At 69.5% G+C, this 26,709-nt stretch carries 26 protein-coding genes; 13 read left to right on the forward strand and 13 right to left on the reverse strand.

What is annotated here, in order from left to right:
- Window positions 1-84: 84 nt before the first annotated feature.
- Window positions 85-1,134 carry a UDP-N-acetylmuramate dehydrogenase gene (gene murB / locus ABIC50_RS20945; protein WP_354166630.1) on the forward strand — a complete coding sequence of 350 codons (1,050 nt, stop codon included), beginning with the start codon at window positions 85-87 and terminating at the stop codon, window positions 1,132-1,134.
- A gap of 120 nt (window positions 1,135-1,254) precedes the next feature.
- On the opposite strand, the gene argF is transcribed toward murB, so the two are convergent.
- Window positions 1,255-2,184 (reverse strand): ornithine carbamoyltransferase, encoded by a 930-nt coding sequence (argF, locus tag ABIC50_RS20950; RefSeq protein WP_041491254.1) that lies wholly within the window; start codon window positions 2,182-2,184, stop codon window positions 1,255-1,257.
- A 411-nt stretch (window positions 2,185-2,595) separates the two neighbouring features.
- On the opposite strand from argF, the gene ABIC50_RS20955 reads away from it, so the two are divergent.
- Complete coding sequence (locus ABIC50_RS20955; protein ID WP_006762342.1) at window positions 2,596-2,916, forward strand: DUF3579 domain-containing protein; 321 nt, start codon at window positions 2,596-2,598, stop codon at window positions 2,914-2,916.
- A 144-nt stretch (window positions 2,917-3,060) separates the two neighbouring features.
- Here the strand turns inward: ABIC50_RS20955 and rpsT are convergent, their stop codons facing one another.
- Complete coding sequence (gene rpsT, locus ABIC50_RS20960; protein WP_006482211.1) at window positions 3,061-3,333, reverse strand: 30S ribosomal protein S20; 273 nt, start codon at window positions 3,331-3,333, stop codon at window positions 3,061-3,063.
- Between the two features lie 259 nt (window positions 3,334-3,592).
- Here rpsT and murJ point away from each other — a divergent pair, with 259 nt between their 5' ends.
- The gene (murJ, locus tag ABIC50_RS20965; RefSeq protein ID WP_471686049.1) at window positions 3,593-5,188 is read left to right on the forward strand and encodes a murein biosynthesis integral membrane protein MurJ; all 1,596 of its coding nucleotides are present in this window, start codon (window positions 3,593-3,595) and stop codon (window positions 5,186-5,188) included.
- An 8-nt stretch (window positions 5,189-5,196) separates the two neighbouring features.
- Window positions 5,197-6,039, forward strand: a complete 843-nt coding sequence (locus ABIC50_RS20970) for a SirB1 family protein (protein ID WP_105832521.1) — start codon at window positions 5,197-5,199, stop codon at window positions 6,037-6,039.
- 82 nt (window positions 6,040-6,121) lie between these two features.
- On the opposite strand, the gene ABIC50_RS20975 is transcribed toward ABIC50_RS20970, so the two are convergent.
- The 5 genes from ABIC50_RS20975 to lpxK all read right to left on the reverse strand — a co-directional run bounded on the left by ABIC50_RS20975 (window position 6,122) and on the right by lpxK (window position 10,055).
- Window positions 6,122-6,880, reverse strand: coding sequence for an SDR family NAD(P)-dependent oxidoreductase (locus ABIC50_RS20975; RefSeq protein WP_354166632.1), 759 nt, complete (start codon window positions 6,878-6,880; stop codon window positions 6,122-6,124).
- Window positions 6,881-7,059: 179 nt separating this feature from the next.
- Complete coding sequence (gene adk, locus ABIC50_RS20980; protein ID WP_354166635.1) at window positions 7,060-7,722, reverse strand: adenylate kinase; 663 nt, start codon at window positions 7,720-7,722, stop codon at window positions 7,060-7,062.
- Window positions 7,723-7,929: 207 nt separating this feature from the next.
- Window positions 7,930-8,721, reverse strand: a complete 792-nt coding sequence (gene kdsB, locus ABIC50_RS20985) for a 3-deoxy-manno-octulosonate cytidylyltransferase (protein ID WP_175678033.1) — start codon at window positions 8,719-8,721, stop codon at window positions 7,930-7,932.
- A 121-nt stretch (window positions 8,722-8,842) separates the two neighbouring features.
- Complete coding sequence (locus tag ABIC50_RS20990; protein ID WP_006750935.1) at window positions 8,843-9,046, reverse strand: Trm112 family protein; 204 nt, start codon at window positions 9,044-9,046, stop codon at window positions 8,843-8,845.
- Window positions 9,027-10,055 (reverse strand): tetraacyldisaccharide 4'-kinase, encoded by a 1,029-nt coding sequence (gene lpxK, locus ABIC50_RS20995; protein ID WP_126228381.1) that lies wholly within the window; start codon window positions 10,053-10,055, stop codon window positions 9,027-9,029. Before lpxK ends, ABIC50_RS20990 begins: the two co-directional genes overlap by 20 nt.
- 450 nt (window positions 10,056-10,505) lie before the next feature.
- Here lpxK and xseA point away from each other — a divergent pair, with 450 nt between their 5' ends.
- Both xseA and sodB read left to right on the forward strand, forming a co-directional pair.
- Window positions 10,506-11,888: an exodeoxyribonuclease VII large subunit gene (gene xseA / locus ABIC50_RS21000; RefSeq protein ID WP_105832510.1), complete on the forward strand. Its 1,383-nt coding sequence runs from the start codon at window positions 10,506-10,508 to the stop codon at window positions 11,886-11,888.
- 242 nt (window positions 11,889-12,130) lie between these two features.
- Window positions 12,131-12,709 (forward strand): superoxide dismutase [Fe], encoded by a 579-nt coding sequence (sodB, locus tag ABIC50_RS21005; RefSeq protein ID WP_006750932.1) that lies wholly within the window; start codon window positions 12,131-12,133, stop codon window positions 12,707-12,709.
- 110 nt (window positions 12,710-12,819) lie between these two features.
- Here sodB and chrA read toward each other — a convergent pair whose 3' ends face one another.
- Together chrA and ABIC50_RS21015 are read right to left on the reverse strand one after the other, a co-directional pair.
- Window positions 12,820-14,031: a chromate efflux transporter gene (gene chrA, locus ABIC50_RS21010; RefSeq protein ID WP_354166637.1), complete on the reverse strand. Its 1,212-nt coding sequence runs from the start codon at window positions 14,029-14,031 to the stop codon at window positions 12,820-12,822.
- A gap of 117 nt (window positions 14,032-14,148) precedes the next feature.
- Window positions 14,149-14,856, reverse strand: a complete 708-nt coding sequence (locus ABIC50_RS21015) for a Crp/Fnr family transcriptional regulator (RefSeq protein WP_354166638.1) — start codon at window positions 14,854-14,856, stop codon at window positions 14,149-14,151.
- A gap of 81 nt (window positions 14,857-14,937) precedes the next feature.
- On the opposite strand from ABIC50_RS21015, the gene ABIC50_RS21020 reads away from it, so the two are divergent.
- The 3 genes from ABIC50_RS21020 to ABIC50_RS21030 all read left to right on the forward strand — a co-directional run bounded on the left by ABIC50_RS21020 (window position 14,938) and on the right by ABIC50_RS21030 (window position 17,217).
- Complete coding sequence (locus tag ABIC50_RS21020) at window positions 14,938-15,462, forward strand: Mpo1 family 2-hydroxy fatty acid dioxygenase (protein WP_354166640.1); 525 nt, start codon at window positions 14,938-14,940, stop codon at window positions 15,460-15,462.
- Window positions 15,455-16,510 carry a 2-dehydropantoate 2-reductase gene (locus ABIC50_RS21025; protein WP_354166643.1) on the forward strand — a complete coding sequence of 352 codons (1,056 nt, stop codon included), beginning with the start codon at window positions 15,455-15,457 and terminating at the stop codon, window positions 16,508-16,510. Before ABIC50_RS21020 ends, ABIC50_RS21025 begins: the two co-directional genes overlap by 8 nt.
- Before the next feature lie 92 nt (window positions 16,511-16,602).
- Window positions 16,603-17,217 carry a class I SAM-dependent methyltransferase gene (locus tag ABIC50_RS21030; RefSeq protein WP_354166645.1) on the forward strand — a complete coding sequence of 205 codons (615 nt, stop codon included), beginning with the start codon at window positions 16,603-16,605 and terminating at the stop codon, window positions 17,215-17,217.
- A 15-nt stretch (window positions 17,218-17,232) separates the two neighbouring features.
- On the opposite strand, the gene ABIC50_RS21035 is transcribed toward ABIC50_RS21030, so the two are convergent.
- Complete coding sequence (locus tag ABIC50_RS21035) at window positions 17,233-18,507, reverse strand: EAL domain-containing protein (RefSeq protein ID WP_012364534.1); 1,275 nt, start codon at window positions 18,505-18,507, stop codon at window positions 17,233-17,235.
- A gap of 189 nt (window positions 18,508-18,696) precedes the next feature.
- Window positions 18,697-20,133, reverse strand: coding sequence for a multidrug transporter subunit MdtD (gene mdtD / locus ABIC50_RS21040; protein WP_354166647.1), 1,437 nt, complete (start codon window positions 20,131-20,133; stop codon window positions 18,697-18,699).
- A 281-nt stretch (window positions 20,134-20,414) separates the two neighbouring features.
- Here mdtD and ABIC50_RS21045 point away from each other — a divergent pair, with 281 nt between their 5' ends.
- Window positions 20,415-20,738, forward strand: a complete 324-nt coding sequence (locus ABIC50_RS21045; RefSeq protein WP_354166649.1) for a DUF2917 domain-containing protein — start codon at window positions 20,415-20,417, stop codon at window positions 20,736-20,738.
- On the opposite strand, the gene ABIC50_RS21050 is transcribed toward ABIC50_RS21045, so the two are convergent.
- Window positions 20,711-21,943 carry a citrate/2-methylcitrate synthase gene (locus ABIC50_RS21050; protein WP_354166651.1) on the reverse strand — a complete coding sequence of 411 codons (1,233 nt, stop codon included), beginning with the start codon at window positions 21,941-21,943 and terminating at the stop codon, window positions 20,711-20,713. The genes ABIC50_RS21045 and ABIC50_RS21050 overlap by 28 nt on opposite strands.
- 140 nt (window positions 21,944-22,083) lie before the next feature.
- Here ABIC50_RS21050 and ABIC50_RS21055 point away from each other — a divergent pair, with 140 nt between their 5' ends.
- The gene (locus ABIC50_RS21055; protein WP_354166653.1) at window positions 22,084-23,475 is read left to right on the forward strand and encodes a CoA transferase; all 1,392 of its coding nucleotides are present in this window, start codon (window positions 22,084-22,086) and stop codon (window positions 23,473-23,475) included.
- 21 nt (window positions 23,476-23,496) lie between these two features.
- Here ABIC50_RS21055 and ABIC50_RS21060 read toward each other — a convergent pair whose 3' ends face one another.
- Window positions 23,497-24,243 carry a GntR family transcriptional regulator gene (locus ABIC50_RS21060; RefSeq protein WP_034177022.1) on the reverse strand — a complete coding sequence of 249 codons (747 nt, stop codon included), beginning with the start codon at window positions 24,241-24,243 and terminating at the stop codon, window positions 23,497-23,499.
- A 166-nt stretch (window positions 24,244-24,409) separates the two neighbouring features.
- Between ABIC50_RS21060 and ABIC50_RS21065 the strand changes: the two genes are divergently transcribed.
- Together ABIC50_RS21065 and ABIC50_RS21070 are read left to right on the forward strand one after the other, a co-directional pair.
- The gene (locus ABIC50_RS21065; protein WP_354166656.1) at window positions 24,410-25,255 is read left to right on the forward strand and encodes an aldo/keto reductase; all 846 of its coding nucleotides are present in this window, start codon (window positions 24,410-24,412) and stop codon (window positions 25,253-25,255) included.
- Between the two features lie 34 nt (window positions 25,256-25,289).
- Window positions 25,290-26,597, forward strand: a complete 1,308-nt coding sequence (locus tag ABIC50_RS21070) for a hypothetical protein (protein ID WP_354166658.1) — start codon at window positions 25,290-25,292, stop codon at window positions 26,595-26,597.
- Window positions 26,598-26,709 lie beyond the last annotated feature (112 nt).

The following is a 26,709-nucleotide window of genomic DNA, read 5'->3' on the forward strand; positions in this document are numbered from 1 at the left end:
TAATTGCGGACTGTTTGCCATTTTACCGATGCCCCTGCGTTTGCCCAAGGCCGGCCTTATGCCGCCCGGCGGACGTGACCGCGAATGCCGATGCCACCTGACGATTCCGCCCTGTCGCTGCTCCCCGACCATCCGCTCGCCGCGCACAACACGTTCGGCATCGGCGCGACCGCGCGCTTTGCCGCCCGCGTCACGCATGCGGCGCAATTCGCGGCGCTGCATCGCGATCCGCGCGTCGCGCACCTGCCGCAACTCGTGCTCGGCGGCGGCAGCAACGTCGTGTTCACGCGCGATTTCGACGGCATCGTGCTGCTCGACGAGATCGCCGGGCGCCGCGTCGTGCGCGAGGACGACGACGCGTGGTGCGTCGAGGCCGGCGGCGGCGAGACTTGGCACGCATTCGTCGCGTGGACGCTCGAGCACGGCATGCCGGGCCTCGAGAATCTGGCGCTGATTCCGGGCACCGTCGGCGCCGCGCCGATCCAGAACATCGGCGCGTACGGCCTCGAGATGAAGACGTACTTCGACTCGCTGGTCGCCGTCGAACTCGCGACGGGGCGCAGCGAGCGCTTCGATGCCGCGCGCTGCGCGTTCGGCTATCGCGACAGCTTCTTCAAGCGGGAAGGGCGCGGCCGCTTCGCGATCGTCGCGGTGACGTTCAGGCTGCCCAAGCGCTGGACGCCGCGGCTCGGCTACGCGGATGTCACGCGCGAGCTCGACGCGCGCGGCATCGCGCCCGACGCGGCGACGCCGCGCGACGTGTTCGACGCGGTCGTCGCGATTCGCCGCGCGAAGCTGCCCGATCCGCTCGAGCTCGGCAACGCGGGCAGTTTCTTCAAGAATCCGGTGATCGACGCCGCACGGTTCGATGCGCTGCGCGCGCGCGTGCCGGACGTCGTGTCGTATCCGCAGCCGGGCGGGCAGGTGAAACTCGCGGCCGGCTGGCTGATCGACCGCTGCGGCTGGAAGGGGCGCACGCTCGGCGCGGCGGCCGTGCACGACCGTCAGGCGCTCGTGCTGGTCAATCGCGGCGGTGCGACGGGCGCCGACGTGCTCGCACTGGCGCGCGCGATCCAGGACGACGTGCACAAGCAGTTCGGCGTCGAGCTGGAACCCGAGCCGGTGTGCGTGTAACGCGGGCGTTCGACCCGCACCTTTCATGCGCTTTCGCCCGCGCAAACGAAAAAGCGCCGATCATCGATCGGCGCTTTTCTTTGCATGCCGCCGGATTCTGGCGGCGCGCGAGTGCTGCGTTCAGTGCTTCAGGCGGCCGAGCAGCAGGAACTCCATCAGCGCCTTCTGCACGTGCAGGCGGTTTTCCGCCTCGTCCCACACGACGCTCTGCGGGCCGTCGATCACGCCGGCCGTCACTTCCTCGCCGCGGTGCGCGGGCAGGCAGTGCATGAAGAGCGCGTCCGCGTTCGCGTGGCCCATCATTTCCTCGTCGACGCACCAGTCGGCAAACGCCTGCATGCGCGCTTCGTTCTCGGCCTCGAAGCCCATGCTCGTCCACACGTCGGTCGTCACGAGATCGGCGCCCTTGCATGCTTCGTTCGGATCGTCGAACACTTCGTAGAACGGCGCGCTGTCCGGCGACACGAGCTTCATGTCGAGCGCATAGCCCGGCGGCGTCGACAGGCGCAGCTTGAAGCCGAGGATCTGCGCGGCTTCGATCCACGTGTACAGCATGTTGTTCGCATCGCCCACCCACGCGACCGTCTTGCCGGCGATCGGGCCGCGGTGCTCGTAGTACGTGAAGATGTCGGCGAGCACCTGGCACGGGTGGTAATCGTTGGTCAGGCCGTTGATCACCGGCACGCGGGAGTTCTGCGCGAAGCGCGTGATCACGTCCTGCTCGAACGTGCGGATCATGATGATGTCGACCATTCGCGAGATGACCTGCGCGGAATCCTCGACGGGCTCGCCGCGGCCGAGCTGCGTGTCGCGCGTGCTCATGAACACCGCATGGCCGCCCAGCTGGAAGATGCCGGCTTCGAACGACAGCCGCGTGCGCGTCGAGCTCTTCTCGAAGATCATCGCGAGCGTGCGGTCGTGCAGCGGGTGATAGGTCTCGTAGTTCTTGAACTTGCGCTTCAGGATACCCGTGCGTTCGAGCACGTACTCGTAGTCTTCCAGCGAGAAATCCTTGAACTGCAGGTAGTGACGAATGGTTTTGGCGGTCATGAAACGAAATACGGCGGGTAGGAGCCGGCTGCGGAGCCGGACGCCGCAGCCGTCGGGTGTGGATAACTGCAAAGCAGCATAAAGGATTTTCTGTGCTTTGACGAGCCGCGCCACAAACCGGGGCGGCATCGTCGCGCACGCTGGAGCACGCCGGGAGAGGGGTGGCGAGACGACGCGCGATGGCGCGCTGCGGTATAATCCAAAAGTTTTCTCCAGCCCGGCAGGCAAGGCTTTTCGCGCTCTGCCGGACACAAGCCATGCGCTGCACACATCCGGTGCGGCGCGCCGGCGGCACGCATCGACGGCCTGTTTTCGGGATATCGAAGCGCGTGTGTCGTCCACTCCAGCTTTGTGTTCGCGTATCCAGGCGCCGTCGCCTGGACATCGCCGGGCCGTCACTTGGGTAACCACATGGCTGAAACCCCTCCGACCGAATTCTTCATCCAGGGCATCACGAAAGACGGGAAAAAGTTTCGCCCGAGCGACTGGTCGGAGCGTCTGGCCGGCGTGATGGCCTGCTTCGGGCCCGGCGCGAGCGGCCCGAACGCGCGCCTGAAATATTCGCTGTACGTGCGCCCGACGATGCTCGGCGACCTGAAATGCGTGATCCTCGATTCCCGGCTGCGCGACATCGAGCCGATGGCATTCGATTTCGTGCTGAATTTCGCGAAGGACAACAACCTCGTCGTCACCGAGGCGTGCGAGCTGCCGGACTACAACGAGAAGAAGTGAGATCGACGGGCGGGCGCGCATGGCGCGCGCGCGTCTGGTGGTCGTCCGGCGCGATGCGCGGACGACACGCAAAAAAGCCCGCCTAGGCGGGCTTTTTTGCGATCGCAGGAAACAGGAACGCCCGCCGAAGCGGGCGCACCAAATTTACGCTGCTGCCTGCAGGCCCTTGACGGCCGCGGCGAGGCGGCTCTTGCTGCGAGCGGCCTTGTTCTTGTGAACGATCTTCTTGTCGGCGATCGTGTCGATCGTCTTCACGGCAGCCTTGAACAGCTCGGCGGCCTTTGCCTGGTCGCCGGCTTCAACAGCCTTGCGAACCGACTTGATCGCGGTACGGAATTTCGAGCGCAGCGCCGAGTTGTGCGAATTTGCCTTCGCGGCTTGGCGGGCGCGCTTGCGTGCTTGTGCGGAGTTAGCCATGACGGTTCCTTATCCTGTCCTGTTTCCAGAGCTTGGAGCCTGACGGCCAAGCGCTGCTTTTCGATCCGTCCCCTGAGAACGATTGCCCAGGGGCGCATAAAAAACGGTGAGTTTAACCGAGGCCGAGACATGAAAACGACAGCTGCCGTGCATGTAACAGGCTCAGAAACCGGCAATTATAGCAACAAAATCAAGCGCGTGGCAAGTTCAACGTGACGCCCGCCGGGCGGGGCCGCCGGCGACGCAGGTCCTTTTCGGCATCCGTCCGTGCCGGGACACGCAACGTCCGTATAATAAGCGCCCCATGAATCTATTCCGAGCCCTGCTGACGGTCAGCGGCTTCACGCTGCTGTCGCGCGTGACCGGACTGGCCCGCGAGACGCTGATCGCCCGTGCGTTCGGCGCCAGTCAATACACCGACGCGTTCTACGTCGCCTTCCGTATTCCGAACCTGCTGCGCCGCCTGTCTGCCGAAGGCGCGTTCTCGCAGGCGTTCGTGCCGATCCTGGCCGAGTTCAAGAACCAGCAGGGGCACGATGCGACCAAGGCGCTCGTCGACGCGATGTCGACCGTCCTCGCGTGGGCGCTCGCCGTGCTGTCGGTCGTCGGGATCGCCGGCGCGTCGTGGGTCGTGTTCGCGGTTGCGTCCGGCCTGCGTACCGACGGACAGGCCTTCCCGCTCGCGGTCACGATGACGCAGATCATGTTCCCGTACATCGTGTTCATCTCGCTGACCACGCTCGCGTCCGGCGTGCTCAACACCTACAAGAGCTTCTCGCTGCCCGCGTTCGCGCCGGTGCTGCTCAACGTCGCGTTCATCGCGGCGGCCGTGTTCGTCGCGCCGCATCTGAAGGTGCCGGTGTACGCGCTCGCGTGGGCCGTCATCGTGGGCGGCGTGCTGCAGTTCCTCGTGCAACTGCCGGGGCTGAAGAAGATCGACATGGTGCCGCTGATCGGCATCAACCCGCTGCGCGCGCTGCGCCACCCGGGCGTGAAGCGCGTGCTCGCGAAGATGGTGCCCGCGACGTTCGCGGTGTCGGTCGCGCAGCTGTCGCTGATCATCAACACCAACATCGCGTCGCGGCTCGGGCAGGGCGCGGTGTCGTGGATCAACTACGCCGACCGCCTGATGGAGTTCCCGACGGCGCTGCTCGGCGTCGCGCTCGGCACGATCCTGCTGCCGAGCCTGTCGAAGGCGCACGTCGACGCCGATGCGAACGAGTATTCGTCGCTGCTCGACTGGGGGCTGCGCGTCACGTTCCTGCTCGCGGCGCCGAGCGCGCTCGCGCTGTTCTTCTTCGCGACGCCGCTCACCGCGACGCTGTTCAACTACGGCAAGTTCGACGCGCATACCGTCACGATGGTCGCCCGCGCGCTCGCGACCTACGGGATCGGCCTCGTCGGCATCATCCTGATCAAGATCCTCGCGCCGGGCTTCTATGCGAAGCAGGACATCAAGACGCCGGTGAAGATCGCGGTCGGCGTGCTGATCGTCACGCAGTTGTCGAACTACGTGTTCGTGCCGCTGATTGGTCATGCGGGCCTCACGCTGAGCATCGGCGTCGGCGCGTGCCTGAACTCGCTGCTGCTGTTCCTCGGGCTGCGCAAGCGCGGCATCTATCAGCCGTCGCCGGGCTGGCCGCGCTTCTTCGTGCAGCTCATCGGCGCGGCGCTCGTGCTCGCGGGCCTGATGCATTGGTGCGCGATCAGCTTCGACTGGACCGGCATGCGCGCGCAGCCGCTCGATCGCATTGCGTTAATGGCCGCGTGCCTCGTGCTGTTCGCTGCACTATATTTCGGTATGTTGTGGGTAATGGGCTTCAAATACGCTTACTTCAGAAGGCGCGCCAAGTGACGACCGCAATGACCCGCGTCCTCGACTACTTCAGCACGCTCGTGGCGGACGACGACAGCCTGCCCGTCACGGAGACCGCGCTGTCGCTCGCACAGGACGCCTATCCCGACCTCGACCTGCAGGGCACGCTGGCCGAACTCGACATGCTGGCCGCGCGGCTGCGCCGCCGGCTCGCCGACGATGCGAGCCTGAAGGAGCGCGTCGCGGCGCTCAACGAATTCTTCTTTCGCGAACTTGGCTTCGCGTGCAATCACAACGATTACTACGACCCCGATAACAGCCACCTGAACGCGGTGCTCAAGCGGCGGCGCGGGATTCCGATCTCGCTGTCGGTGCTGTACCTCGAGCTCGCCGAGCAGATCGGCGTGCCGGCGCGCGGCGTGTCATTCCCCGGCCATTTCCTGCTGCGCGTGACGCTGCCGGACGGCGACCTGATCATCGATCCGACCAACGGCCATTCGCTGTCCGAAGCCGAGATGGTCGAAATGCTCGAACCTTACGTCGCGCGGGCGGCGGGCGCGGTCGACAGCGCGTTGCGCGCATTGCTGCAGCCGGCCACGAGCCGCGAGATCATCGCGCGGATGCTGCGCAACCTGAAGACGATCTATCTGCAGACGGAACGCTGGCAGCGGCTGCTCGCGGTGCAGCAGCGGCTCGTGATCCTGCTGCCGGAGCACCTCGACGAGGTGCGCGACCGCGGCTTCGCGTATGCACGGCTCGACTACCTGCGCCCCGCGCTCGAGGACCTCGAGCAGTATCTCGGCGAGCGGCCCGATGCGGACGACGCAACCGTCGTCGAATCGCAGGTGACGGAATTGCGGCAGCGGATGCAGCGCGACGACGAGGACTGAGTCGCTGGCGCGGCCCGGCGTCGGGAGCCTTGAACAACAAAACGCCCGCATTGCGGGCGTTTTTGTTTGCAGTTGTTTGCATTTACTTCGGCTGCATCCGGATCGCGCCGTCGAGGCGGATCACTTCGCCGTTGAGCATCGGGTTCTCGACGATCTGGCGCACCAGCATCGCGTATTCGTCCGGTTTGCCGAGCCGCGGCGGGAACGGAACCATCGCGCCGAGCGCGTCCTGCACGTCCTTCGGCATGCCGAGCAGCATCGGCGTCTCGAACAGCCCCGGCGCGATCGTCATCACGCGGATGCCCTGGCGCGCGAGGTCGCGCGCGATCGGCAGCGTCATGCCCGCGACGCCGGCCTTCGACGCCGCGTACGCGGCCTGGCCGATCTGGCCGTCGTAGGCGGCGACCGACGCGGTGCTGACGATCACGCCGCGCTCGCCGCCGTCGTTCGGCGTGGTCGCGGCCATCGCGGCGGCCGCGAGCCGGATCATGTTGAAGGTGCCGACCAGGTTCACGTTGATCGTCTTCGCGAACACGTCGAGTGGATGCGCGCCGTCCTTGCCGACGGTTTTCGCGGCAGGCGCGATGCCCGCGCAGTTCACGAGGCCGCGCAGCGTGCCCGTGCGCGTCGCGGCGTCGACGGCCGCCTGCGCATCGGCCTCGCTCGACACGTCGCAGCGCACGAATATGCCGCCCAGTTCGTGCGCGAGCGCCGTGCCGCCCGCTTCATTGAGGTCGGCGAGCACGACCTTGCCGCCGGCCTGCGCGAGCATGCGCGCCGTGCCGGCGCCGAGGCCCGATGCGCCGCCCGTGATCAGAAAGACGTTGCCGCGAATCTCCATCACTGTCTCCTTGGTTGGGTCCGATGCCGGTCGGCACCTGCGTCCGGTCGATTGTACGGGGCGCCGCCGGGCGCAGGAGCGACCGGCACGCTCGTGCGAATCCAGGTCAGCCGAAGCGGATCAAGCAGACGAAAAAAAACCGCCCGGAAAGGGCGGCTTGCGGGTGCGCGACGCGGTGCTTACTTCAGTGCGTCAAACGCGCGCTCGCGGATTTCATCGACGGTGCCGAGACCCGAGATCTTGCGATACTGCGGGGCCTTCAGGCCGTTTTCCTCGCCGCGCTGCGCCCAGTCGCCGTAGTACGTGATCAGCGGCTTGGTCTGCGCTTCGTACACTTCGAGACGCTTCTTGACGGTTTCTTCCTTGTCGTCGTCGCGCTGGATCAGCGGTTCGCCCGTCACGTCGTCCTTGCCCTCGACCTTCGGCGGGTTGAACTTCACGTGGTACGTGCGGCCCGATGCCGGGTGCGTGCGGCGGCCGCTCATGCGCTCGACGATTTCCGAGAACGGAACGTCGATTTCGAGCACGTAGTCGATCGCGACGCCGGCGTCCTTCATCGCGTCAGCCTGCGCGATCGTGCGCGGGAAGCCGTCGAACAGGTAGCCGTTCGCGCAGTCGGCGTCCTTCAGGCGCTCCTTCACGAGGCCGATGATCAGCGCGTCCGGCACGAGCTTGCCGGCGTCCATGTAGGCCTTCGCCTCGACGCCGAGCGGCGAGCCGGCCTTGACGGCCGCGCGCAGCATGTCGCCCGTCGAGATTTGCGGGATGCCGAACTTTTCCTTGATGAAGTTTGCCTGGGTGCCCTTTCCCGCGCCGGGCGCGCCCAACAGGATCAAACGCATGGTGATATCTCCAGAATGTAGATTCGTATGGCGAGACGCGAAAGTGTCGGCGACAGCGTGCGCGGCGCTTGCCTGGCGCGCGGCGGACCGGTCTGACGCGGCGCGTCGGCTAAAAGCGACGCGCGGCTGCCGGGACAGGCCGTGGCGGGTCAAGCGAGAACGCGCGGGTCGCGGACGGCTCGCACAATCGCCCGATTATGCCACGGGTTATTTTGAACCCGGACGAAAAAGGGCCTGCACGCGTGCGAGATCGGCCGGCGTGTCGATGCCGGCTTCGGGCGCGTGCTCGGTAATCAGCACGGCGATGCGCTCGCCGTGCCACATCGCGCGAAGCTGTTCGAGCTGCTCCGCCTGCTCGACCGGCGCCTGCGCGAGCGACGGATACGTGCGCAGAAAGCGCGCGCGATACGCGTAGAGGCCGATGTGGCGATGGACCGGAAAGGCCGGTGCAGGCATGGCCGCGACGTCGGGCCAGTGCGGCTGATACGCGTCGCGGCTCCACGGAATCGGCGCGCGCGAGAAGTACATCGCGACGTTGCGCGCGTCGAGCGCGACCTTCACGACGTTCGGGTTGAACACGTCGGCCGCGTCGTGGATCGGGTGCGCGGCGGTCGCGATCGCGCAGTCCGGATGCGCGGCGAGGTGCGACGCTACGTCGCGCACGAGCACCGGGTCGATCAGCGGTTCGTCGCCCTGCACGTTGACGACGACGGTGTCGTCGCTCCATCCGAACGTCGCGGCGACTTCCGCGAGCCGGTCGGTGCCGGACGGATGGTCGGCGCGCGTCAGCACCGCTTCGAAACCGTGATCGCGTGCCGCGTCGAGCACGCTCTGCGCGTCGGACGCGACGAGCACCTGCTGCGCACCCGCTTCGCGCGCGCGCTCGGCGACGCGCACGACCATCGGCTTGCCGCCGAGATCGGCGAGCGGCTTGTTCGGCAGGCGCGTCGATGCGAGCCGGGCAGGAATGACGGCGATGAAGGGCTGCGGATGAGTCATCGGGGCTGGGCGGTGAGAAGGGCTGGGGCGGGCGACGCGTCGAAAGCAGGCCGCCCGGCAGGGTTCGGCATGCGGCCGCGGCGAACCGCGGCGGCCGTGTGCCGGTGCAGCGGTGCGGCGTTCAGCTGCCGGCCGGGCCGGCGGGGTCGACCGGCGTGCCTTCGACGGTCTGGCGTGCTTCGTCGACGAGCATCACGGGGATGCCGTCGCGGATCGGGTAGGCGAGCTTGTCCGCGTTGCAGATCAGCTCCTGCGCGGCGCGGTCATAGTGGAGCGGGCCTTTGCAGATAGGGCACACAAGGATTTCAAGCAGGCGAGCGTCCACGGAGTTTCTCCACAACGAGGGCAATGAGGCGAGGATCGAGCGCGGCTTCGACGGGGACGACCCACAGCCGAGCGTCGCGCCAGGAAGCGCCCAATTTTACTGCATCCTTCTCGGTGATCAGGATGGCGTCGACTGCGTCGTCGACGAACGGATTGTCGGCGAACGCGTAATGGTCGGGCAGCGCGCGCGTCGCCGGCGCGAGGCCGGCCGCGCGCAGCGTCGCGAAGAAGCGTTCCGGCGCGCCGATGCCGGCCGCGGCGAGCACGCGCTCGTGCGCGAACTGCGACAGCGGGCGGCGCAGCGCCGGCTGGTCGAGGTGCCACGCGGCGCCCGGCGTCAGCGCCAGCGCGTAGGTGTCGGGCCACGGCGGCAGCGCGCCGCTGTACGGATCGTTGACGAGCGTCGCGTCGCGGTGGCGCGACAGCGGTTCGCGCAGCGGGCCGGCCGGCAGCAGGAAGCCGTTGCCGCCGAGCCGGTGGTCGAACACGACGAGCTCGACCGTGCGCGCGAGGCGGTAGTGCTGCAGGCCGTCGTCGCTGACGATCACGTCGACGTCCGGATGCGCGGCGCGCAGCGCCTGGGCGGCCGCGACGCGGTCGGGACACACCCACACGGGCGCATCGGTGCGGCGGGCGATCAGCAGCGGTTCGTCGCCGGCGGCGCTCGCGCGCGACGCGGGCGTGACCGCGGTGGGTGTCTTCACGTTCGCGCCGTAGCCGCGCGACACGACGCCCGGCGTGAATCCGGCCGCGCGCAGCGCATCGACGAGCGCGATCACGGTCGGCGTCTTGCCGGTGCCGCCGACGGTCACGTTGCCGACCACGACGACGGGCACGCCGACGTCGACCGGTTGCTTCCAGCCCTGTGCGTAGGCGGTACGGCGCAGCGCCGCGCACAGGCCGAACACGCACGCGAACGGCGTGAGCGCCCACGCGAGCGCGCCGCGTCGCTGCCATTCGCGCGTAAGGCGCGCTTCGAGCCGCGCGAGCGGGCCGCCGGGCGCGCTCATCGGGCCGGGCGCGGCGTGTCGTGCGCCGCGGCGTGGGACGGATTCGTCAAGACGGATTCTCCGTTGCGCGGCGCATGCCGCAAGGTCTTCGGAAGGCGGCACTCTAGCGCGCCGCACGCGGGCGCGGCAAGCGCGGCCAGGCGACGCACCCGACGGGGTCGGATCGTCGCGCGCTGTGGATAACTCTGTGAAGAACTCCCCGCCTGTTCGCGCCAAACGCCCGCCGGGCGGACATCGAATCGGTCGAGAATGGATTCGTAAGGTTTAAAAATATATAAAAATCAACATGTTGCGGGCAATTGTCTGGATTTTTGTGCGGTTTTCAAGTGTTTTTGGCGGACGATTGCCAGCATGTGGACACATTTCGCGCATCGCGGCGCGCACGGTCCGCGCTGGACGTCGGGCGCGTGTCGGACTATCGTGTCGCCGCCAGCATTCATTCGACCGCCCATGCTTTCCGACTCTCCTTTTTCCGTTCCCGGCGCCACCCGCGGCGGCGACGAAGTGATTCCCGTTTCGGCGCTCAATCGCGCGATTTCGACGATGCTCGAGCGCTCGTTTCCGCTCCTGTGGATTTCGGGCGAAGTGTCGAATTTCACGCGCGCCGCGAGCGGTCACTGGTATTTCTCGATCAAGGACGGGCAGGCGCAGATGCGCTGCGTGATGTTTCGCGGTCGCGCGCAGTATGCGGAATTCACGCCGCGCGAGGGCGACCGGATCGAGGTGCGCGCGGTCGTCACGATGTACGAGCCGCGCGGCGAAGTGCAGCTCAATGTCGAGGCCGTGCGGCGCACCGGGCAAGGGCGGCTGTACGAGGCGTTCCTGCGGCTCAAGGCGCAGCTCGAGGCCGAAGGCCTGTTCGCGCCCGAGCGCAAGCGGCCGCTGCCGGCGCACCCGCGCGGGATCGGCATCGTCACGTCGCTGCAGGCCGCCGCGCTGCGCGACGTGCTGACCACGCTCGCGCGCCGCGCGCCGCACATCCCGGTGATCGTCTATCCGGCGCCCGTGCAGGGCGCGGGCTCGGCCGAGAAGCTCGTCGCGGCCGTGCAGGCCGCGAACGCGCGGCGCGAGGTCGACGTGCTGCTGGTCTGTCGCGGCGGCGGGTCGATCGAGGATCTGTGGTCGTTCAACGATGAAGCGCTCGCGCGCGCGATCGCCGCGAGCGAACTGCCGGTCGTCAGCGGCGTCGGCCACGAAACCGATTTCACGATCGCGGACTTCGCGGCCGACCTGCGTGCGCCGACGCCGACCGGCGCCGCCGAGCTCGCGAGTCCGCAGCGCGCGTTGCTGTTGCGCGAGGTCGCCGACCGCCAGCGCGCGCTCGCGCGCTGCCTGGAACGCGGGCTTGAGCAGCGTGCGCAGCAGCTCGACTGGCTCGCACGCCGGCTCGTCAGCCCGGCCGAACGGCTGCGCCGGCAGCGCACCCACGTCGAGCAACTGGCGGTGCGGCTCGCGTCGGCGGCGTCGCGGCCGGTGCGCGACGCGCGTGCGCGTTTCGCGCTCGCGCAGCTGCGCTGGCAGCGCGCGCGGCCCGATCCGACACAGGCGCGCCATGCGCTCGCGGGGCTGTCGCAGCGTCTCACCGTGGCGTTGCAGCGCCGTCACGAGCGCGACACCGCGCGGGTATCGGCCTGCGCGGCGCGGCTCGAGGTGCTGAGCCCGCAGCGCACGCTCGAGCGCGGCTACGCGGCGCTGATCGACGCGCAGACCGGCCGTGCGGTGCGTGCGCCGAGCGCGCTGAAGCCGCAGCGTCGCCTGACCGTGCATCTCGCCGAAGGCTCGGCCGACGTGTCGCTGGCCGACGTGCAGCCGCGGCTGACCGATTCGATCTGACGAGGACGGCGTAAGGGAAGCGAAGCTCGCGCGCCCGGCGTACCGGATCTCCCGGTCGCGCCGCGCGCGGGAACGGATGCTGCGCATCGTCGTCTCGTCCTGCCGGATGAAGCGCCAACGCCGATTTTCGGCATACCGCGGATAAATGCCCGTGAGTTTGCGGGGATATTCGGACTCGCCTACAATCGGACGCTCGGCAGCATCCAATACAGCCCCCCTACATACTCAACGAAGGAATCGCCATGGCTCATACGCTCCCGCCGCTCCCGTACGCTGAAGACGCACTCGCGCCGACCATCTCGAAAGAGACGATCGAGTACCACTACGGCAAGCATCACCAGGCTTATGTGACGAACCTGAACAATCTGATCCCCGGCACGGAATTCGAAAACCTGCCGCTGGAAGAGATCGTGAAGAAGTCGTCGGGCGGCATCTTCAACAACGCCGCGCAAATCTGGAACCACACGTTCTTCTGGAACAGCCTGTCGCCGAACGGCGGCGGCGCACCGTCGGGCGCGCTGGGCGACGCGATCAACGCGAAGTGGGGTTCGTACGACGCGTTCAAGGAAGCGTTCTCGAAGGCAGCGGTCGGCACGTTCGGTTCGGGCTGGGCATGGCTCGTGAAGAAGGCCGACGGTTCGCTCGACATCGTGTCGACGAGCAACGCCGCAACGCCGCTGACGACGGCCGACAAGGCGCTGCTGACGATCGACGTGTGGGAACACGCGTACTACATCGACTACCGCAACGCACGTCCGAAGTTCGTCGAAGCGTTCTGGAACATCGTGAACTGGGACTTCGCAGCGAAGAACTTCGCGTAAGTCCACGCGTCCTGCGCGCCTATGCGGCGCGCGGCACCGCAAAAAAAGCCCTCGTGACGAGGGCTTTTTGATTTTCGTCGGACGTGAATCGACACTCGACATTCGCCGGATCAGGCAATCACCCCCGCCAACCATCCGAGCGCCGCGCTTGCGATCACGACCGCCCACGGCGGCACGCGCCAGAACACCAGCGCGACGAACGCGACGAGTGCGGCCGCGAAATCGCCAGGCGACACGATCGTGTCGGTCCATACCGGGTGATAGAGCGCGGCGAGCAGCAGCCCGACGACGGCCGCGTTCACGCCCGCGAGCGCGGCCTGCATGCGGGTGCTGCGGCGCAGGCGTTCCCAGAACGGCGCGGTGCCGGCCACGAGCAGGAACGACGGCGCGAAGATCGACACGAGCGCGATCGTCCCGCCGAGCCAGCCGTTCGGCGCGTCGCGCAGCGAAGCACCGAGGAAGGCCGCGAATGTGAAGAGCGGCCCCGGCACGGCCTGCGCGACACCGTAGCCGGCCAGGAACGCCGAATCGCCGACCCAGCCCGGCGCGACGACGGCGGCCTGCAGCAGCGGCAGCACCACGTGGCCGCCGCCGAACACCAGCGCACCGGTACGGAAGAACGCGTCGACGACGGCGAGCGTGTTCGAATGGAACGCGCGGGCCGCGAACGGCAACACGACGATCAGCGCGGCTAACAGCGCGAGCCACAGCACGCCCGCGCGGTGCGACACATGCAGCGGCAACGGCTCGTGCGCCCCGCGCTCGGGCTGCGGCAACAGCACGAGACCGGCGATACCCGCCGCGACGATCACGGCAACCTGCAGCCACGCGGTCGGCACGAGCAGCGCGATGGAGGCCGCGATCGCCATCAGCGTGACGCGGCGCGCATCCGGGCACAGCGTGCGCGCCATGCCCCACACCGCCTGCGCGATCACCGCGACCGACACGATGCGCAGCCCGTGCAGCGCGCCGGCGGCGACCGGCATGCCCGTCGCATGCACGCCGAGCGCGAATAGCATCATCAGCAGCGCCGACGGCAACGTGAAGCCGAGCCACGCGGCGAACATCCCCGCATAGCCGGCGCGCGACAGTCCGATCGCCATCCCGACCTGGCTGCTCGCCGGCCCCGGCAGGAACTGGCACAGCCCGACGAGATCCGCATACGCACGCTCGGTCAGCCAGCCGCGCCGCGTGACGAACGTATCGCGGAAGTAGCCGAGATGCGCGACGGGGCCGCCGAACGACGTGAGGCCGAGCCGCAGGAACGCGACGAACACGGGCCAGGCGTGGCGGGACGGGGCGGTGACGGTCGACGTGTTCAAGCGCGGATCGGGGGAGGAGGGAACGAGCCGCCACGATAGCGCAATGCCATGACGGCGGGAATGCGATGTTGCGGCGCTTGCTGCGGTTGTTGCGGTTGTTGCGCTTGCGCGGCGGTGTCAGTCCGTGCTGCCGGGCAATCCGCTCGCGCGGCGCAGCGCGTCGACGTCGACGAGTTCGATCTCGCCGACGTGCAGCCGCACGACGCCCTCGGCCTGCAGCGCCTTCAGCAACTGGTTGGTGGTCTGCCGCGTCAGCGACAGCATCGCCGCAAGCTTTTCCTGCGACAGCCGGATATGCGTGCGGCCGGCGCTGATCCCGCCGTAGCCTTCGGCGATCATCAGCAGCCGCACGGCGAGCCGCTGCGCGGCCGGCATCACGCTCATCGATTCGACTCTCAGGAGGCTCAGCCGAAGCTTTTGCGCCATCAAGAGCGCGAACTGCCGCCAGTACTGGGGCGTCGTGTCGAGAATCGCGAGCAGCGCGGCCTGCGGGACGTGCAGCAGCAGCGTGTCTTCGAGCGCGATCGCATCGTGGGTGCGCGGCTGGCCGTCGAACAGCGCGATCTCGCCGAACCACATGACGGGTTCGGCGACCATCAGCAGCGCTTCCTTGCCCTGCGGATCCACCGCGCCTATGGTGAGGGAACCGGCCAGCACCGCATACAGCCCGCATGGCGGGTCGCCGCGGCGGAACAGCGCGTGGCCGGCCGGCAGGCGCCGCAGCGCGGCGCGGGCGAGCAGGTCGGCGCGCAACGCCGGCGGCAGCGCGGCGAACCACGGGTGCGCTTCGATCTGCGGCAGGTAAGGGGCGAGCGACGAGGGCATGGGCACGCGATGTCGGGTAGCTGACAGAGGTTCTCGGGCGTGACGCGCATCATAGCGCTCAATGATCGTTCAGGAGACACCATGAAGACGCTCGAGGACCACCTTTCCCAGTATGCGGCCTACCATCGCGACGCGCGCAACATCGCGACGCACCTGGTCGGTATTCCGATGATCGTGTTCGCGATCGCGGTGCTGCTGTCGCGGCCGGCGCTCGGCACGCTGGCAGGCGTCGCGCTGTCGCCCGCGCTGTTGCTCGCCGTGGTGTCCGTGGTGTTCTACCTGCGCCTCGACCTGCGCTTCGGCGTGGTGATGGCCGCGCTGTTCGCGCTCGGCCTGTGGGCCGCGCAGACGCTCGCGTTGCTGCCCACCACGCAGTGGCTTGCGATCGGCATCGGCGTGTTCGTGGTCGGCTGGATCGTGCAGTTCGTCGGGCACTGGTTCGAGGGGCGCAAGCCCGCGTTCGTCGACGATCTGGTCGGCCTGATCGTGGGGCCGCTGTTCGTCGTCGCCGAAGTCGCGTTCTTCGCGGGCCTGCGCGGCGACGTGCGCCGCGAAGTCGAGCGGCGCGCCGGGCCAGTCCACGGCGGCGCGCATTCGCATGTCTGACACGTCGGCCGCGCCCGTCTGCGTGTTCGGCGCGGGCGCGGTCGGCTGCTATCTCGGCGGCCGGCTCGCGGCGGCCGGTACGCCGGTGGCGCTCGTCGGCCGCGCCCGCATCGGCGACGCGATTCGGGCGAACGGACTGACCTTGACCGACTCGCGCGGCTATCGCGCGACGCTGGAGCCGGCCCGGGTCGCGTTCTCGACCGAGCCGGCCGCCGCGGCCGCCGCGCGGCTCGTGCTCGTCACGGTGAAGTCGGCCGCGACGCATGATGCCGCGGCGCAGCTCGCCGGCGTGCTGCGGCCCGGCACGGTCGTCGTCAGTTTCCAGAATGGCCTCTCCAACGCCGACGTGTTGCGCGATGCGCTGCCGCAGGCGACGGTGCTGGCCGGCATGGTGCCGTTCAACGTGATCGAGCGCGGGCCCGGCGCGTTTCACCAGGGGTCGACCGGCGCGCTCGCGGCCGATGCGTCGCCCGCGCTGCGGCCGTTCACCGGCGCGTTCGCGCGTGCCGGGCTGCCGCTCGCGCTGCACCGCGACATGCGCGCCGTGCAATGGGCGAAGCTGCTGCTGAACCTGAACAACGCGGTCAATGCGCTCGCGAACCTGCCGCTGCGCGACGAACTTTCGCAACGTGCATACCGGCGCTGCGTCGCGCTGGCGCAGCGCGAAGCGCTGCACGTGTTGTGCCGCGCCGCGATCCGGCCCGCGCGCCTCACGCCGTTGCCGGCCGCATGGATTCCCGCGGTGCTGGAGTTGCCCGATCCCGCGTTTCGCGCGCTGGGCGGCCGGATGCTCGCGATCGATCCGCTCGCGCGTTCGTCGATGTCCGACGATCTCGCCGCACGTCGGGCGACCGAAGTCGAATGGATCAACGGCGAGATCGTCCGGCTGGCCGCGCGCTTCGGCGCGCCGGCGCCGGTCAATGCGCGGCTGTGCGCACTCGTTCACGACGCGGAAACGGCGCCATCGCGGCCGGCTTGGCGCGGCGACGCGCTGTGGGCCGAACTGACGGCCGACGCGACCCGCGCGGGCGGCATGCGAGCGGCGTAGCGCCACGCGCGGCGCGCCATACCACGCGCGATGCGCAGCGGCTAAGATGCGGGATGCGTCGCCCGATCAGACGCGTACGCGGAGCAATCGCCATGGTGGATCGCCCGACTGTCGATGCCTACGAAGCCCATGCCGCGCAATACGCGCAGGACTGGCTCGACGAGGCCGCCCCCGACGACATGTATGCGCTGCTCGAGCAGGTTTTCTTGCCGGGGCCGACGGCCCATGTCGGCTGCGGCGCGGGGCGTGACACCGCGTGGCTCGCTTCGCAAGGATTCGACGTGCGCGGCTACGACGCGAGCGTCGCGCTCCTCGCCGAGGCGCGCTTGCGTTACCCGTCGCTGACGTTCGAATTGGCCGCGCTGCCGGCGCTCGCCGGCGTGCCGTCCGGCGCGTTCCGGAACGTACTGTGCGAAACGGTCGTGATGCACCTCGAACAGACCGATGCGGCCGCGGCGGCCGCACGGCTCGCCACATTGCTGATGCCCGGCGGCACGGTGTACCTGAGCTGGCGGGTGGCCGGCCACGGTGCGTTGCGCGACGAGCGCGGCCGCTTGTACACGCCGCTCGATTCGGCGCGCATGCGTGCGGCGCTCGGCGCCGGCATGCAGGTGATCGACGAGCATGAAGTCGTCAGCGCGTCGTCCGGCAAGCGCGTGCATCGGCTGATCGCGCGCCGGGCTGGCGATGTCAACGGCGCCGCATGAGCGCGGCGCGCATCTTCATTCGCGATTGAGCGCCGCTTCCCAGTTGATGTCCACGCACAGCACCTGCATGCCGGTCGCGACCGGCGCGGCGATCGATGCGGTCACGCACAGGTGCGCCTCGTTGATCGACAGGTACGGCGGCGTCAGATGCACGCGGCCCGGCGCGCGCATCGCATGGCTGAAGTACGGGCGGCGCTCCCAGCTCGCGCCTTCCGAATGCAGCAGCGGGCGGAAGCGTTTCGCCCGCTGCGAGACGCTGCCGCGCGCGAGCACGTTGTCGCCGATCTGGCGGCCCGATGCATCGAGCAGGAAGCAGCGCGCGGTTTCCGGCAAGCCGAGCACGGCGCCGGCGGCGTCGATCAGCGGCTCGCCCGCGGCGAGCTTCTGGCTCGCTTCCTCCAGCGCGGCGACGTACGGCGCGAGGCGTTCGGCCTGCGTGCGCTCGCGTTGCGCGACGCGCAGCCGCAACGCGGCTGACAGCGTGTCCATGCAGCCGGCGGCGGCCTGCGGCTGGACCGGATCGACGCTCGGCCCCGCGAAGTACTGCCCTTGCACGAAATCGACGTCGCATTCGAGCGCGATCAGCGCGTCGCGCTCGGTCGCGAGGCCGCCCATCAGCACGAGCTGGCCGGATTCGTGCAGCAGCGACACGAGCCCGGGCAGCACGCGTTCGAGATGCGAGTGCTCGCTCGCCTGCGCGAGGATGCCGCGATCGAGCGTGACGATGTCGGGATGCAGGTGCCACACGCGGTCGATGTTCGAATGCTTCGCGCCGAAGCCGCCGAGCGCGATCAGGAAGCCGGCCTTGCGCAACCCGTCGACGATCGCCGCATAGCGCGGCGTCTCGCCGCCCGCCTGTTCGGGCACCTCGAGCACCACGCGATGCGGCGGCAGGCCGAGCGCCTTCAGGTTCGCGAGCAGCGCGTCGCCGTAGACGGTGTCCATCAGCGCGGCCGGATGCAGGCTCAGGAAGAGCCATTCGTCGTGACTGTCGAACGCGTGGAAGTTGCCGAGATGCAGCGATTCGGCGAGCCGGCCGAGCTCGAGCAGGTCGCCGCGCCGCGCCGCCTGCGTGAATACTTCGTGCGACGCGACCTGGCGGCTTTCCTCGTCGTGCGCGCGCAGCGACGCGTGATAACCGATCGCGCGGCGGTGCGACACCGAGAAAACCGGCTGGAACACGCTGAACACGGTGTACGCGCCGTACAGCACGGTGCGCCGCTTTCCGTCGTCGCCGGCGACGGGGCGGGGCGGCTGGAAGCCGGGGGGATCGATGTCGATCATGCTCATGATGTCGGCCGAAGGGAGACTGCCAGTTTACCTACAGAATAGGCGAGCAAGAAGCATGCACGGCATCGTGCCCCGTGCGGCGGGCCGCCGCGGGCGCCGGCTGCCGCGCCGTGCAGCATGGTCGCACCGACATGGTGCGCGCCGCGCCGTCGTGGCGATCGCGGCGATCTCGACGGCGTGCGCCGGGCGTCACGCGCGTTCGGACGGGTCGGTCTTCTGCGCGCGGCCGCGGATTTCGGGGGCGAGCTGCGCGAAGATCCACGCCGACGCGGCCGTGATGATCCCGACGCAGATGAAGGTTGCATAGAACGCGGGCAGCGTATTGCTCGGCGTCACCGTGCGCAGCATTCCGGTGAAGGTCGCGAGCAGCGCACCGGCAACGGTGACGCCGAGGCTCATCGACAGCATCTGCACGAGCGAGAACAGGCTGTTGCCGCTGCTTGCGCCGCCGGTGCCGAGATCCTTCAGCGTCAGCGTGTTCATCGCGGTGAACTGCATCGAGTTGAAGCCGCCGAACAGCGCGAGGTGCACGACCTTCACCCAGACGGGCACCGTGTCGCGCATCAGCGCGAAGCTCGCCATCATCACGCCGACCATGATCGTGTTCACGAGCAGCACCTTGCGGTAGCCGTGCCGCGTGATCAGCTGCGTGATAATCCGCTTCGAGAACATCCCCGCCGCCGCGACCGGCAGCATCATCAGCCCGGCCTCGAACGCCGAATAGCCGAGGCTCACCTGCAGCAGCAGCGGGATCAGGTACGGCATCGCGCCGCTGCCGATCCGCGCGAACAGATTGCCGAGCAGGCCGACGCTGAACGTATGGATCTTGAACAGCTCGAGCGAGAAGATCGGCTGCGGCGCGCGCACCGCGTACAGTCCGTACGCGACGAAGCATGCGAGGCTCAGGATCAGCAGCACGAGCACGGCCGCGTGCTGCATGCCGAGATCGGCGAGCCCGTCGAGCGACAGCGAGATCGCGACCATCCCGATCGTCAGCAGCAGATAGCCCTTCAGGTCGAAGCGGCCGACGGCCGGATTGCGCGAGTCGGGCATCGAGTAGAAGGTCGCGATGCAGCCGGCGACGCCGACCGGCACGTTGATCAGGAAGATCCAGTGCCACGACGCGATCTTCACGAGCCAGCCGCCGAGCGTCGGCCCGATCAGCGGACCGATCAGCCCGGGAATCGCGACGAACGACAGCGCGCTCAGGTAGCGTTCGGCCGGGAACGTGCGCAGCACGGCGAGCCGCCCGACCGGCAGCAGCATCGCGCCGCCCACCCCCTGCACGACGCGGAATACGACGAGCTGCTGCAGCGTATGCGCGTTCGCGCACAGCAGCGAGCCTAGCGAGAACACCAGGATCGCGCTGAAGAACACGCGCCGCGTGCCGAACGTGTCCGCGAGCCAGCCGGAAACCGGAATCATCACCGCCATCGTCAGCGAGTACGCGATCACGACCGACTGCATCCGGAGCGGCGATTCGCCGAGACTCACGGCCATCGACGGCAGCGCCGTGTTGACGATCGTCGCATCGAGCGTCTGCATGAAGAAGCCCGTCGCGACGAGCCACAGCATCACGGTGAGGTTCTTTTCGCCGGGAGCGGCGGCGGGCGGGGGTTGGAACATGGGGGCGGACCGGGGGCGCGGGACAGCCGCCATTGTAGGCAAAGCCGCCGGAACACGCAGAATGGGGGGCCCCGCCAGCCGTCAGGACATGAAACCGGGCGTACCGGCATCGGGCGACCGGCAGCGGGCGTACCGGCATCGGGCGTACCGGCACCGGGCGGACGCCCGTCCGCCGGCGGACCGGTACAGTTCAGCCGAAAGTGTCTGCAGGCGTATCTGTCCGCGTGTCGTCGCCGTCCGGAATACTGGTGTCATCGAACCCACGCGACCCGGAGGCCGCCATGCGCGAACTGCGACTCTACGAGATGGACGGCAACGAGCCGGCCGCGCGGTGGCGGATCGTCGATCGCACCACGCTGCAGGTCGCGGACGGCGACCTGTGGGTGACGGTCGAGGGCCGGCCCGACGATCATTGGCTGCGCGCCGGCGAGTCGCTCTCGCTGCTGCCCGGCATGCGCGTGTGGATCAGCGCGGCGGCGGGCGGTGCGGTGTTCGCGTTCGGCCCGCAGGCGGCGCCGGCCGTGCACGCGACGCCGATCGCGTGGCGACGGTTTGCCGCATGGCGCGCCGGCCGCGCTCAGGCCGTCGCATCGCTGCCGACGTAGCGCGCGCGAGGCCGGATCAGCTTGCCATCCGCATACTGTTCGAGCGCATGCGCGATCCAGCCCGCGGTGCGGCCGGCCGCGAACAGCGTGAACGCGGCGCCGTCGGGCAGCGCAAGCGTGCGCTCCAGCACCGCGAGCGCGAAATCGATCGACGGGCGCAGGCCGGTCGCCGCTTCCACACGCGCGGCGAGCGCGCGAGCCATCTGGAGCGGTGCCCGGTCGGGGAGCGTCGCGTGCAGTGCGTCGAGCAGCGCACGGGCACGCGGATCGCCGTCGGGATAGAGCGGGTGCGCGAAGCCGGACAGCACCGTGCGGGCGCCGTCCGCGCGTTCGTCGTGCGCGACGCGCAGCGCGAGATAGCGGTCGAGGTCGGCGGCATGCGCCGCTTCATCGAGCAGGGCGCCCGCACGGAACGTCTCGCCGCCGTGGCGCGGGCCCGACAGCGCGGCGAGCCCGCCCGCGATCGCGCCGAACAGGTGGGTGCCGGTCGATGCGATGCAGCGCACCGCAAACGTCGACGGGTTCAGCTCGTGGTCGGCGCACAGCACGAGCGCGCGGCGCAGCAGGTCGACTTCGTCGCGTCGCCGGATCTGCCACGCGGCGGCGAGCTGCCGATGCACGGGCGCGTCGTTCGGCGTACTGCCGGCCAGCGCGGCCGCCGTCACGCGCAGCAGCAGCCTGGCCGCGTCGAACTGCGCGTCGCGCCCCTGCGCCCACAGGCGCGGCAGCGACGCGGCCGCGGCGGGGAGCAGCACCAGCGTGCGCTCGAGCGGCGCCAGATGCGCCCAGCGGCGCGCCCAGTCGTCCCACTGCGCGGCGTCGAAACCGGTCGACGCCGGCGATGCGGTGGCGAGCCGTGCGGGCGGACAATCCCACAACCGTGCGGCCGCTTCCTCGAGCGTCGCGTCGTTCGCCAGCGCGATCGCATCGGCGCCGCGGTAGTGCAGGCGGCCGTCGGCGATCTGCGTGATCCGCGATTCGAGCACGGGCACGCCCCAGTCGAGCGAGCGTTCGGCGACGCCGCCCGCGCGTTTGGCATCGGCGCGGCGGCGCGCGAGCAGACGCACCTCGTCCGCGTCGTAGCGGCGGCGCTTGCTCGCGCCATCGGGCAGCGAACGCAGCAGCCCGCGGCTCACATACGCATAAAGGGTGCTCATGCTGACACCGAGGATGCCGGCGGCTTCCGGCGCGCTGAGGGACGTCATGCGGATCGCTCCTGTCGGGGGCGCATGAAACGCGGCCCGGCTACAACTATTCGTTATGCATTGATTCGGGCAATCAAGATTGATCGCACCCGTCGCGAATTCTAGACTCGATTGAGTCTCCTCAACGGCCCGCTTTCACCATGACACCCGAACTCGCATTGACCCGATTGTGGCAACTCGCGCACGGCGCGCCTGACGCGCTGGCCCGCGCGGCCGTGACGGGGCAGGACCCGACGCTGCCGTCGACGTTCCACGTCGGCACGCTGGCCGCGGCGACCATCGCGGCAGCCGGGCTCGCTGCGGCCGACTGTCACCGGCTGCGCACGGGTGTCGCGCAGCGCGTCGACGTGTCGATGCGCGACGCGCTCGTCGCGTTCCGCAGTGAACGCTACCTGCGCGTGGACGATGGGCCGCCGCCGGAGCTGCGTCATCCGGTGACGGGCTTCTACGACACGCGCGACGGACGCTGGATCCAGCTGCACGCGAACTTTCCGCATCACCTGCACGGAATTCTCGACGTGCTCGGCTGCGGCCCACGGCGCGACGACGTTGCCGCGGCGATCCGCACATGGGACGGCGCGGCGCTCGATACCGCGCTGGCCGAGGCCGGCCTCTGCGCGGCATTGATCAGAACCCCTGACGAATGGGCTGCGCACGACCAGGCGCGCGCGCTCGCGTCGCTGCCGCTGTTCGAGATCGAGCGGATCGGCGATGCGCCCGTCGAGGCGATCGGACACGGCGAGCCCGACCAGCCGCTCGCGGGCGTGCGCGTGCTCGATCTCACGCGCATCATCGCAGGGCCGGTCGCGGGCCGCACGCTCGCGTCGCACGGCGCGCAAACGCTGCTCGTCAACGGCCCGCACCTGCCGAACATCGCGTCGCTCGTGATCGACAACGGGCGCGGCAAGCGCTCGACGTGGATCGACCTGCGCGAGCCGGCGGGCGTCGCCGCGCTGCGCGATCTCGCACGCGACGCCGACGTATTCCTGCAGGCCTATCGCCCGGGCGCGCTCGCGGCGCGCGGGTTCTCGCCGCAGGCGCTCGCGGAACTGCGGCCCGGCATCGTGTGCGTGTCGGTGTCCGCTTACGGACACGCGGGGCCGTGGTCGATGCGGCGCGGCTTCGACAGCCTCGTGCAGTCGGCGAGCGGCATCGCATGGAGCGAGCAGCACGCCGCGCACGCGGACGGCCCGCGCCATCTGCCGTGCCAGGCGCTCGATCATGCGACGGGTTATCTGGCGGCGTTCGGCGCGATGATCGCGCTCGCGCGCCGGGCGACGGAAGGGGGAAGCTGGCACGTGCGGTTGTCGCTCGCGCAGACGGGGCGCTGGCTGCAATCGTTCGGCGTGGTGCCGGACGGTCTGCACGCACCGGAGTTCACGCCTGACGACGTGCGCGACCGGATCGACCGGAGCGCGTCGCCGTTCGGCACGATCGATGCGGTGCGTCCGGCCGAACGCCTGTCGGCGACGCCGCCGCGCTTCGCTCGGCCGCCCGTCCCGCTCGGCACCGACGACGCGCGCTGGCTGTGAGCGCCGGCGGCGCCATGCCCGTTACTTGCGCAGCTCGACGACGAAGTCGTAGTAGTCGTTGCGGCAGTAGGTATCGGTGAGCTCGATCGCGCGCTGGTCGGCCGTATAGCCGATCCGCGTGATCAGCAGCAGCGCGTCGTGCGGCGCGATGCCCATCTGTTGCGCGATCTCGTCGGTCGCGTTGACTGCGCGGAAATGCTGCAGCGCGCGCACGATCGGCGTGCCGCGCGCCTCGAGATAGCTGTACAGCGAACCGCCGATCGCCTGCGGATCGGGAATCAGCGTGGCGGGGAATGTCGAGTTCTCGACGGCCATCACGATGCCGTCGGCGAGGCGCAGGCGCTTCAGCCGTGTAACGGATGCGGCCGGCGACAGCCCGAGCTGAATCACTTCGTCGCGGTTCGCCGGCTGGATTTCGCGCTCGAGCCATTGCGAGCTCGGCTTGAAGCCGCGGCGCTCGAGCATCTCGCTGAAGCTCGACAGCCGCGACAGCGGATCCTCGTAACGCGGCTGGATGAAGTTGCCGGCGCCTTGCGTGCGGCGGATCAGGCCCTGCTCGACGAGCAGCGCGATCGCCTTGCGCGCGGTGATGCGCGACACGCCGAGCGCTTCGGACAGCACACGCTCGGACGGTAGCGCCTCGCCGGCCGCCCAGCGATTGTCGTGGATCGCGTCGCCGAGCTTGCGGGCGAGCTGCAGATAGAGCGGCGTGTCGTTGTCGGGGTCGGGGCGCAGGTCCTGCCAGCGGTCGTCCGTGGGTGACTTCATGGAATGGGTATCGATCAGGTTGCCGGCCATTCTAAGTCATCATGCGGCGCCGTTATAGCCGGTTTTTGCCGTGTAATACGTGAAGGCCGCACCGATTGACTACACTGATGCGTCGTATTCGATGCTTCGGCCGCGGTGCGCGGCCACGAACCGCAGCGAGGAACGCATGACAGACACGATCGCCACGGTCGTCCTGCCGGACGGCGAGACGATTCCGAAGCTCGGCCTGGGCACTTGGGAAATGGGCGAGCGCCCCGCGCGCCGCGCGGACGAGATCGCCGCATTGCGCGAGGGTATCGCGCTCGGGATGACGCTGGTCGACACCGCCGAAATGTATGGCGACGGCGCGACCGAGGAACTCGTCGGCGACGCGCTGGCCGGCCTGCGCGACGACGTGTTCCTCGTCAGCAAGGTGTACCCGCATCATGCGAGCCGGCGCGGCGTCGTCGCCGCGTGCGAGGCGAGCCTCGAGCGTTTGCGTACCGATCGTCTCGACCTGTACCTGCTGCACTGGCGCGGTTCGGTGCCGCTCGAGGAGACGGTGGAGGGGTTCGAGGCGTTGCGGCGCGCGGGCAAGATCCGGCACTGGGGCGTCAGCAACTTCGATACGGCCGACATGGCCGAGCTCGTCGACGACGCGGGCGGCGGCGCGTGCGCGACCAACCAGATCCTCTACAACATCGCGCGGCGCGGTCCGGAATTCGACCTGCTGCCGTGGCTCGCCGACCACCGGATACCCGCGATGGCCTACAGCCCGGTCGATCACGGGCGGCTGCCGAAGCGCTCGCCGCTCGACGAGATCGCGCGGCAGCGGGGCGTGTCGGTGACGCGTGTCGCGCTTGCGTGGGTGCTCGCGCAACCGGGTTTGTTCGCGATTCCGAAGGCGTCGCGGATCGAGCACGTGCGCGACAATCGTGCGGCGCTCGACCTCGTGTTGAGCGATGACGAGCGCGCGCAGATCGACGGTTATTTCCGTCCGCCGCGCAGCAAGCGCGCGCTCGAAATGCTCTGACGGCACTGCTCAGGCGATGCGCCGGTCAGTGGCCATGGCCGCCGGCCGATCCACCGCCGCTGCCGCCGCCGCCGCCGCCACTGCCGTTGCCGTTGCCGACACCGTTGGCGCCGCCGCTGCCGGCGCCACCATTGCCGTTGCCATTACCGTTGCCACCGCCATTGCCGTGGCCACCGATTCCGTGACCGCCGGTGCTGCCGCCGCCGTTACCTTGGCCACCGCTGCCGCCGGCGCCGCCGCTGCCGCCGCTGCCACCGCTACCGCCGCTGCCGCCGCCGCCGCCGCTGCCGCTGCCGCCGCCGCTGCCGCCGCCGTTGCCGTGACCGCCGCTGCCGCCGCCGCCGCCGCCGCCGCCACCGCCACCGCCACCGCCACCGCCACCGCCACCGTTGCCGTGACCGCCGCCGCCGCCGCCGCCATTGCCGCCACCGTGACCGCCACCGCTGCCGCCGCCATTGCCGCCACCGTGACCGCCACCGCTGCCGCCGCCGTTGCCGCCGCCGTGACCGCCACCGTTGCCGCCGCCGTTGCCGCCGCCGTTGCCGCCGCCGTTGCCGCCGCCGTTGCCGCCACCGCTGCCGCCACCGCTGCCGCCGCCGTGACCGCCACCGCTGCCGCCGCCGCCGCCGCCGCCATTGCCGCCACCGCTGCCGCCGCCGTGACCGCCACCGTTGCCGCCGCCGTTGCCGCCGCCGTTGCCGCCACCGTTGCCGCCACCGTTGCCGCCACCGCTGCCGCCGCCGTGACCGCCGCCGTTGCCGCCACCGTTGCCGCCACCGTTGCCGCCACCGCTGCCGCCACCGCTGCCGCCGCCGTTGCCGCCGCCGTGACCGCCACCGCTGCCGCCGCCGTGACCGCCGCCGTTGCCGCCACCGTTACCTACGCCATTTCCACCACCATTGCCGCCACCGTCGCCATGACCACCACCGCCGTGACCACCATGACCACCCGAAGTGCCGCCACCCGAAGTGCCGCCACCCGAGGTACCGCCGCCCGAAGTGCCGCCACCCGAGGTACCGCCACCCGAAGTGCCGCCACCCGAGGTACCGCCACCCGAGGTACCGCCACCCGAGGTGCCGCCACCCGAGGTACCGCCACCCGAGGTACCGCCACCCGAAGTGCCGCCACCCGAAGTGCCGCCACCCGAAGTACCGCCACCCGAAGTGCCGCCACCCGAAGTACCGCCACCAGAAGTGCCGCCGCCAGAAGTGCCACTACCAGAAGTACCACCACCCGAAGCGCCGTTACCCGAAGTGCCGCCACCAGAAGACCCATCACCCTTACCTCCGTTGCCGGACGCAGTCCCGCCACTGCCCGTGCCATTCATACCGCCGGATGTTGATCCCGCGGAGCCACTGACCCCCGCGGGCCCGACCGCGCCGCTCCCGCCGCTTCCGCCATTACCCGGACTGCCACCGCCAGTGGTATTGCCGGCCCCGCTGCCTGCCGCGCCG

The organism is Burkholderia sp. 567 (genome assembly GCF_040545115.1).
In the GTDB taxonomy this organism is placed as follows: domain Bacteria; phylum Pseudomonadota; class Gammaproteobacteria; order Burkholderiales; family Burkholderiaceae; genus Burkholderia; species Burkholderia ambifaria.

What these genes read in the sequence shown, in the direction of transcription:
- ABIC50_RS21025 (WP_354166643.1), top strand. Translation starts at nt 15,455, where the DNA reads ATGTCTGACACGTCGGCCGCGCCCGTCTGCGTGTTCGGCGCGGGCGCG.
- ABIC50_RS21070 (WP_354166658.1), top strand. Translation starts at nt 25,290, where the DNA reads ATGGCCGCCGGCCGATCCACCGCCGCTGCCGCCGCCGCCGCCGCCACT.
- ABIC50_RS21020 (WP_354166640.1), top strand. Translation starts at nt 14,938, where the DNA reads ATGAAGACGCTCGAGGACCACCTTTCCCAGTATGCGGCCTACCATCGC.
- ABIC50_RS21015 (WP_354166638.1), bottom strand. Translation starts at nt 14,856, where the DNA reads ATGCCCTCGTCGCTCGCCCCTTACCTGCCGCAGATCGAAGCGCACCCG.
- ABIC50_RS21065 (WP_354166656.1), top strand. Translation starts at nt 24,410, where the DNA reads ATGACAGACACGATCGCCACGGTCGTCCTGCCGGACGGCGAGACGATT.
- kdsB (WP_175678033.1), bottom strand. Translation starts at nt 8,721, where the DNA reads ATGACTCATCCGCAGCCCTTCATCGCCGTCATTCCTGCCCGGCTCGCA.
- rpsT (WP_006482211.1), bottom strand. Translation starts at nt 3,333, where the DNA reads ATGGCTAACTCCGCACAAGCACGCAAGCGCGCCCGCCAAGCCGCGAAG.
- lpxK (WP_126228381.1), bottom strand. Translation starts at nt 10,055, where the DNA reads ATGAGCGCGCCCGGCGGCCCGCTCGCGCGGCTCGAAGCGCGCCTTACG.
- xseA (WP_105832510.1), top strand. Translation starts at nt 10,506, where the DNA reads ATGCTTTCCGACTCTCCTTTTTCCGTTCCCGGCGCCACCCGCGGCGGC.
- mdtD (WP_354166647.1), bottom strand. Translation starts at nt 20,133, where the DNA reads ATGTTCCAACCCCCGCCCGCCGCCGCTCCCGGCGAAAAGAACCTCACC.
- ABIC50_RS20955 (WP_006762342.1), top strand. Translation starts at nt 2,596, where the DNA reads ATGGCTGAAACCCCTCCGACCGAATTCTTCATCCAGGGCATCACGAAA.
- ABIC50_RS21035 (WP_012364534.1), bottom strand. Translation starts at nt 18,507, where the DNA reads ATGAGCATGATCGACATCGATCCCCCCGGCTTCCAGCCGCCCCGCCCC.
- ABIC50_RS21055 (WP_354166653.1), top strand. Translation starts at nt 22,084, where the DNA reads ATGACACCCGAACTCGCATTGACCCGATTGTGGCAACTCGCGCACGGC.
- adk (WP_354166635.1), bottom strand. Translation starts at nt 7,722, where the DNA reads ATGCGTTTGATCCTGTTGGGCGCGCCCGGCGCGGGAAAGGGCACCCAG.
- ABIC50_RS21030 (WP_354166645.1), top strand. Translation starts at nt 16,603, where the DNA reads ATGGTGGATCGCCCGACTGTCGATGCCTACGAAGCCCATGCCGCGCAA.
- ABIC50_RS21045 (WP_354166649.1), top strand. Translation starts at nt 20,415, where the DNA reads ATGCGCGAACTGCGACTCTACGAGATGGACGGCAACGAGCCGGCCGCG.
- murB (WP_354166630.1), top strand. Translation starts at nt 85, where the DNA reads ATGCCGATGCCACCTGACGATTCCGCCCTGTCGCTGCTCCCCGACCAT.
- sodB (WP_006750932.1), top strand. Translation starts at nt 12,131, where the DNA reads ATGGCTCATACGCTCCCGCCGCTCCCGTACGCTGAAGACGCACTCGCG.
- ABIC50_RS20975 (WP_354166632.1), bottom strand. Translation starts at nt 6,880, where the DNA reads ATGGAGATTCGCGGCAACGTCTTTCTGATCACGGGCGGCGCATCGGGC.
- ABIC50_RS21050 (WP_354166651.1), bottom strand. Translation starts at nt 21,943, where the DNA reads ATGACGTCCCTCAGCGCGCCGGAAGCCGCCGGCATCCTCGGTGTCAGC.
- ABIC50_RS21060 (WP_034177022.1), bottom strand. Translation starts at nt 24,243, where the DNA reads ATGAAGTCACCCACGGACGACCGCTGGCAGGACCTGCGCCCCGACCCC.
- argF (WP_041491254.1), bottom strand. Translation starts at nt 2,184, where the DNA reads ATGACCGCCAAAACCATTCGTCACTACCTGCAGTTCAAGGATTTCTCG.
- ABIC50_RS20970 (WP_105832521.1), top strand. Translation starts at nt 5,197, where the DNA reads ATGACCCGCGTCCTCGACTACTTCAGCACGCTCGTGGCGGACGACGAC.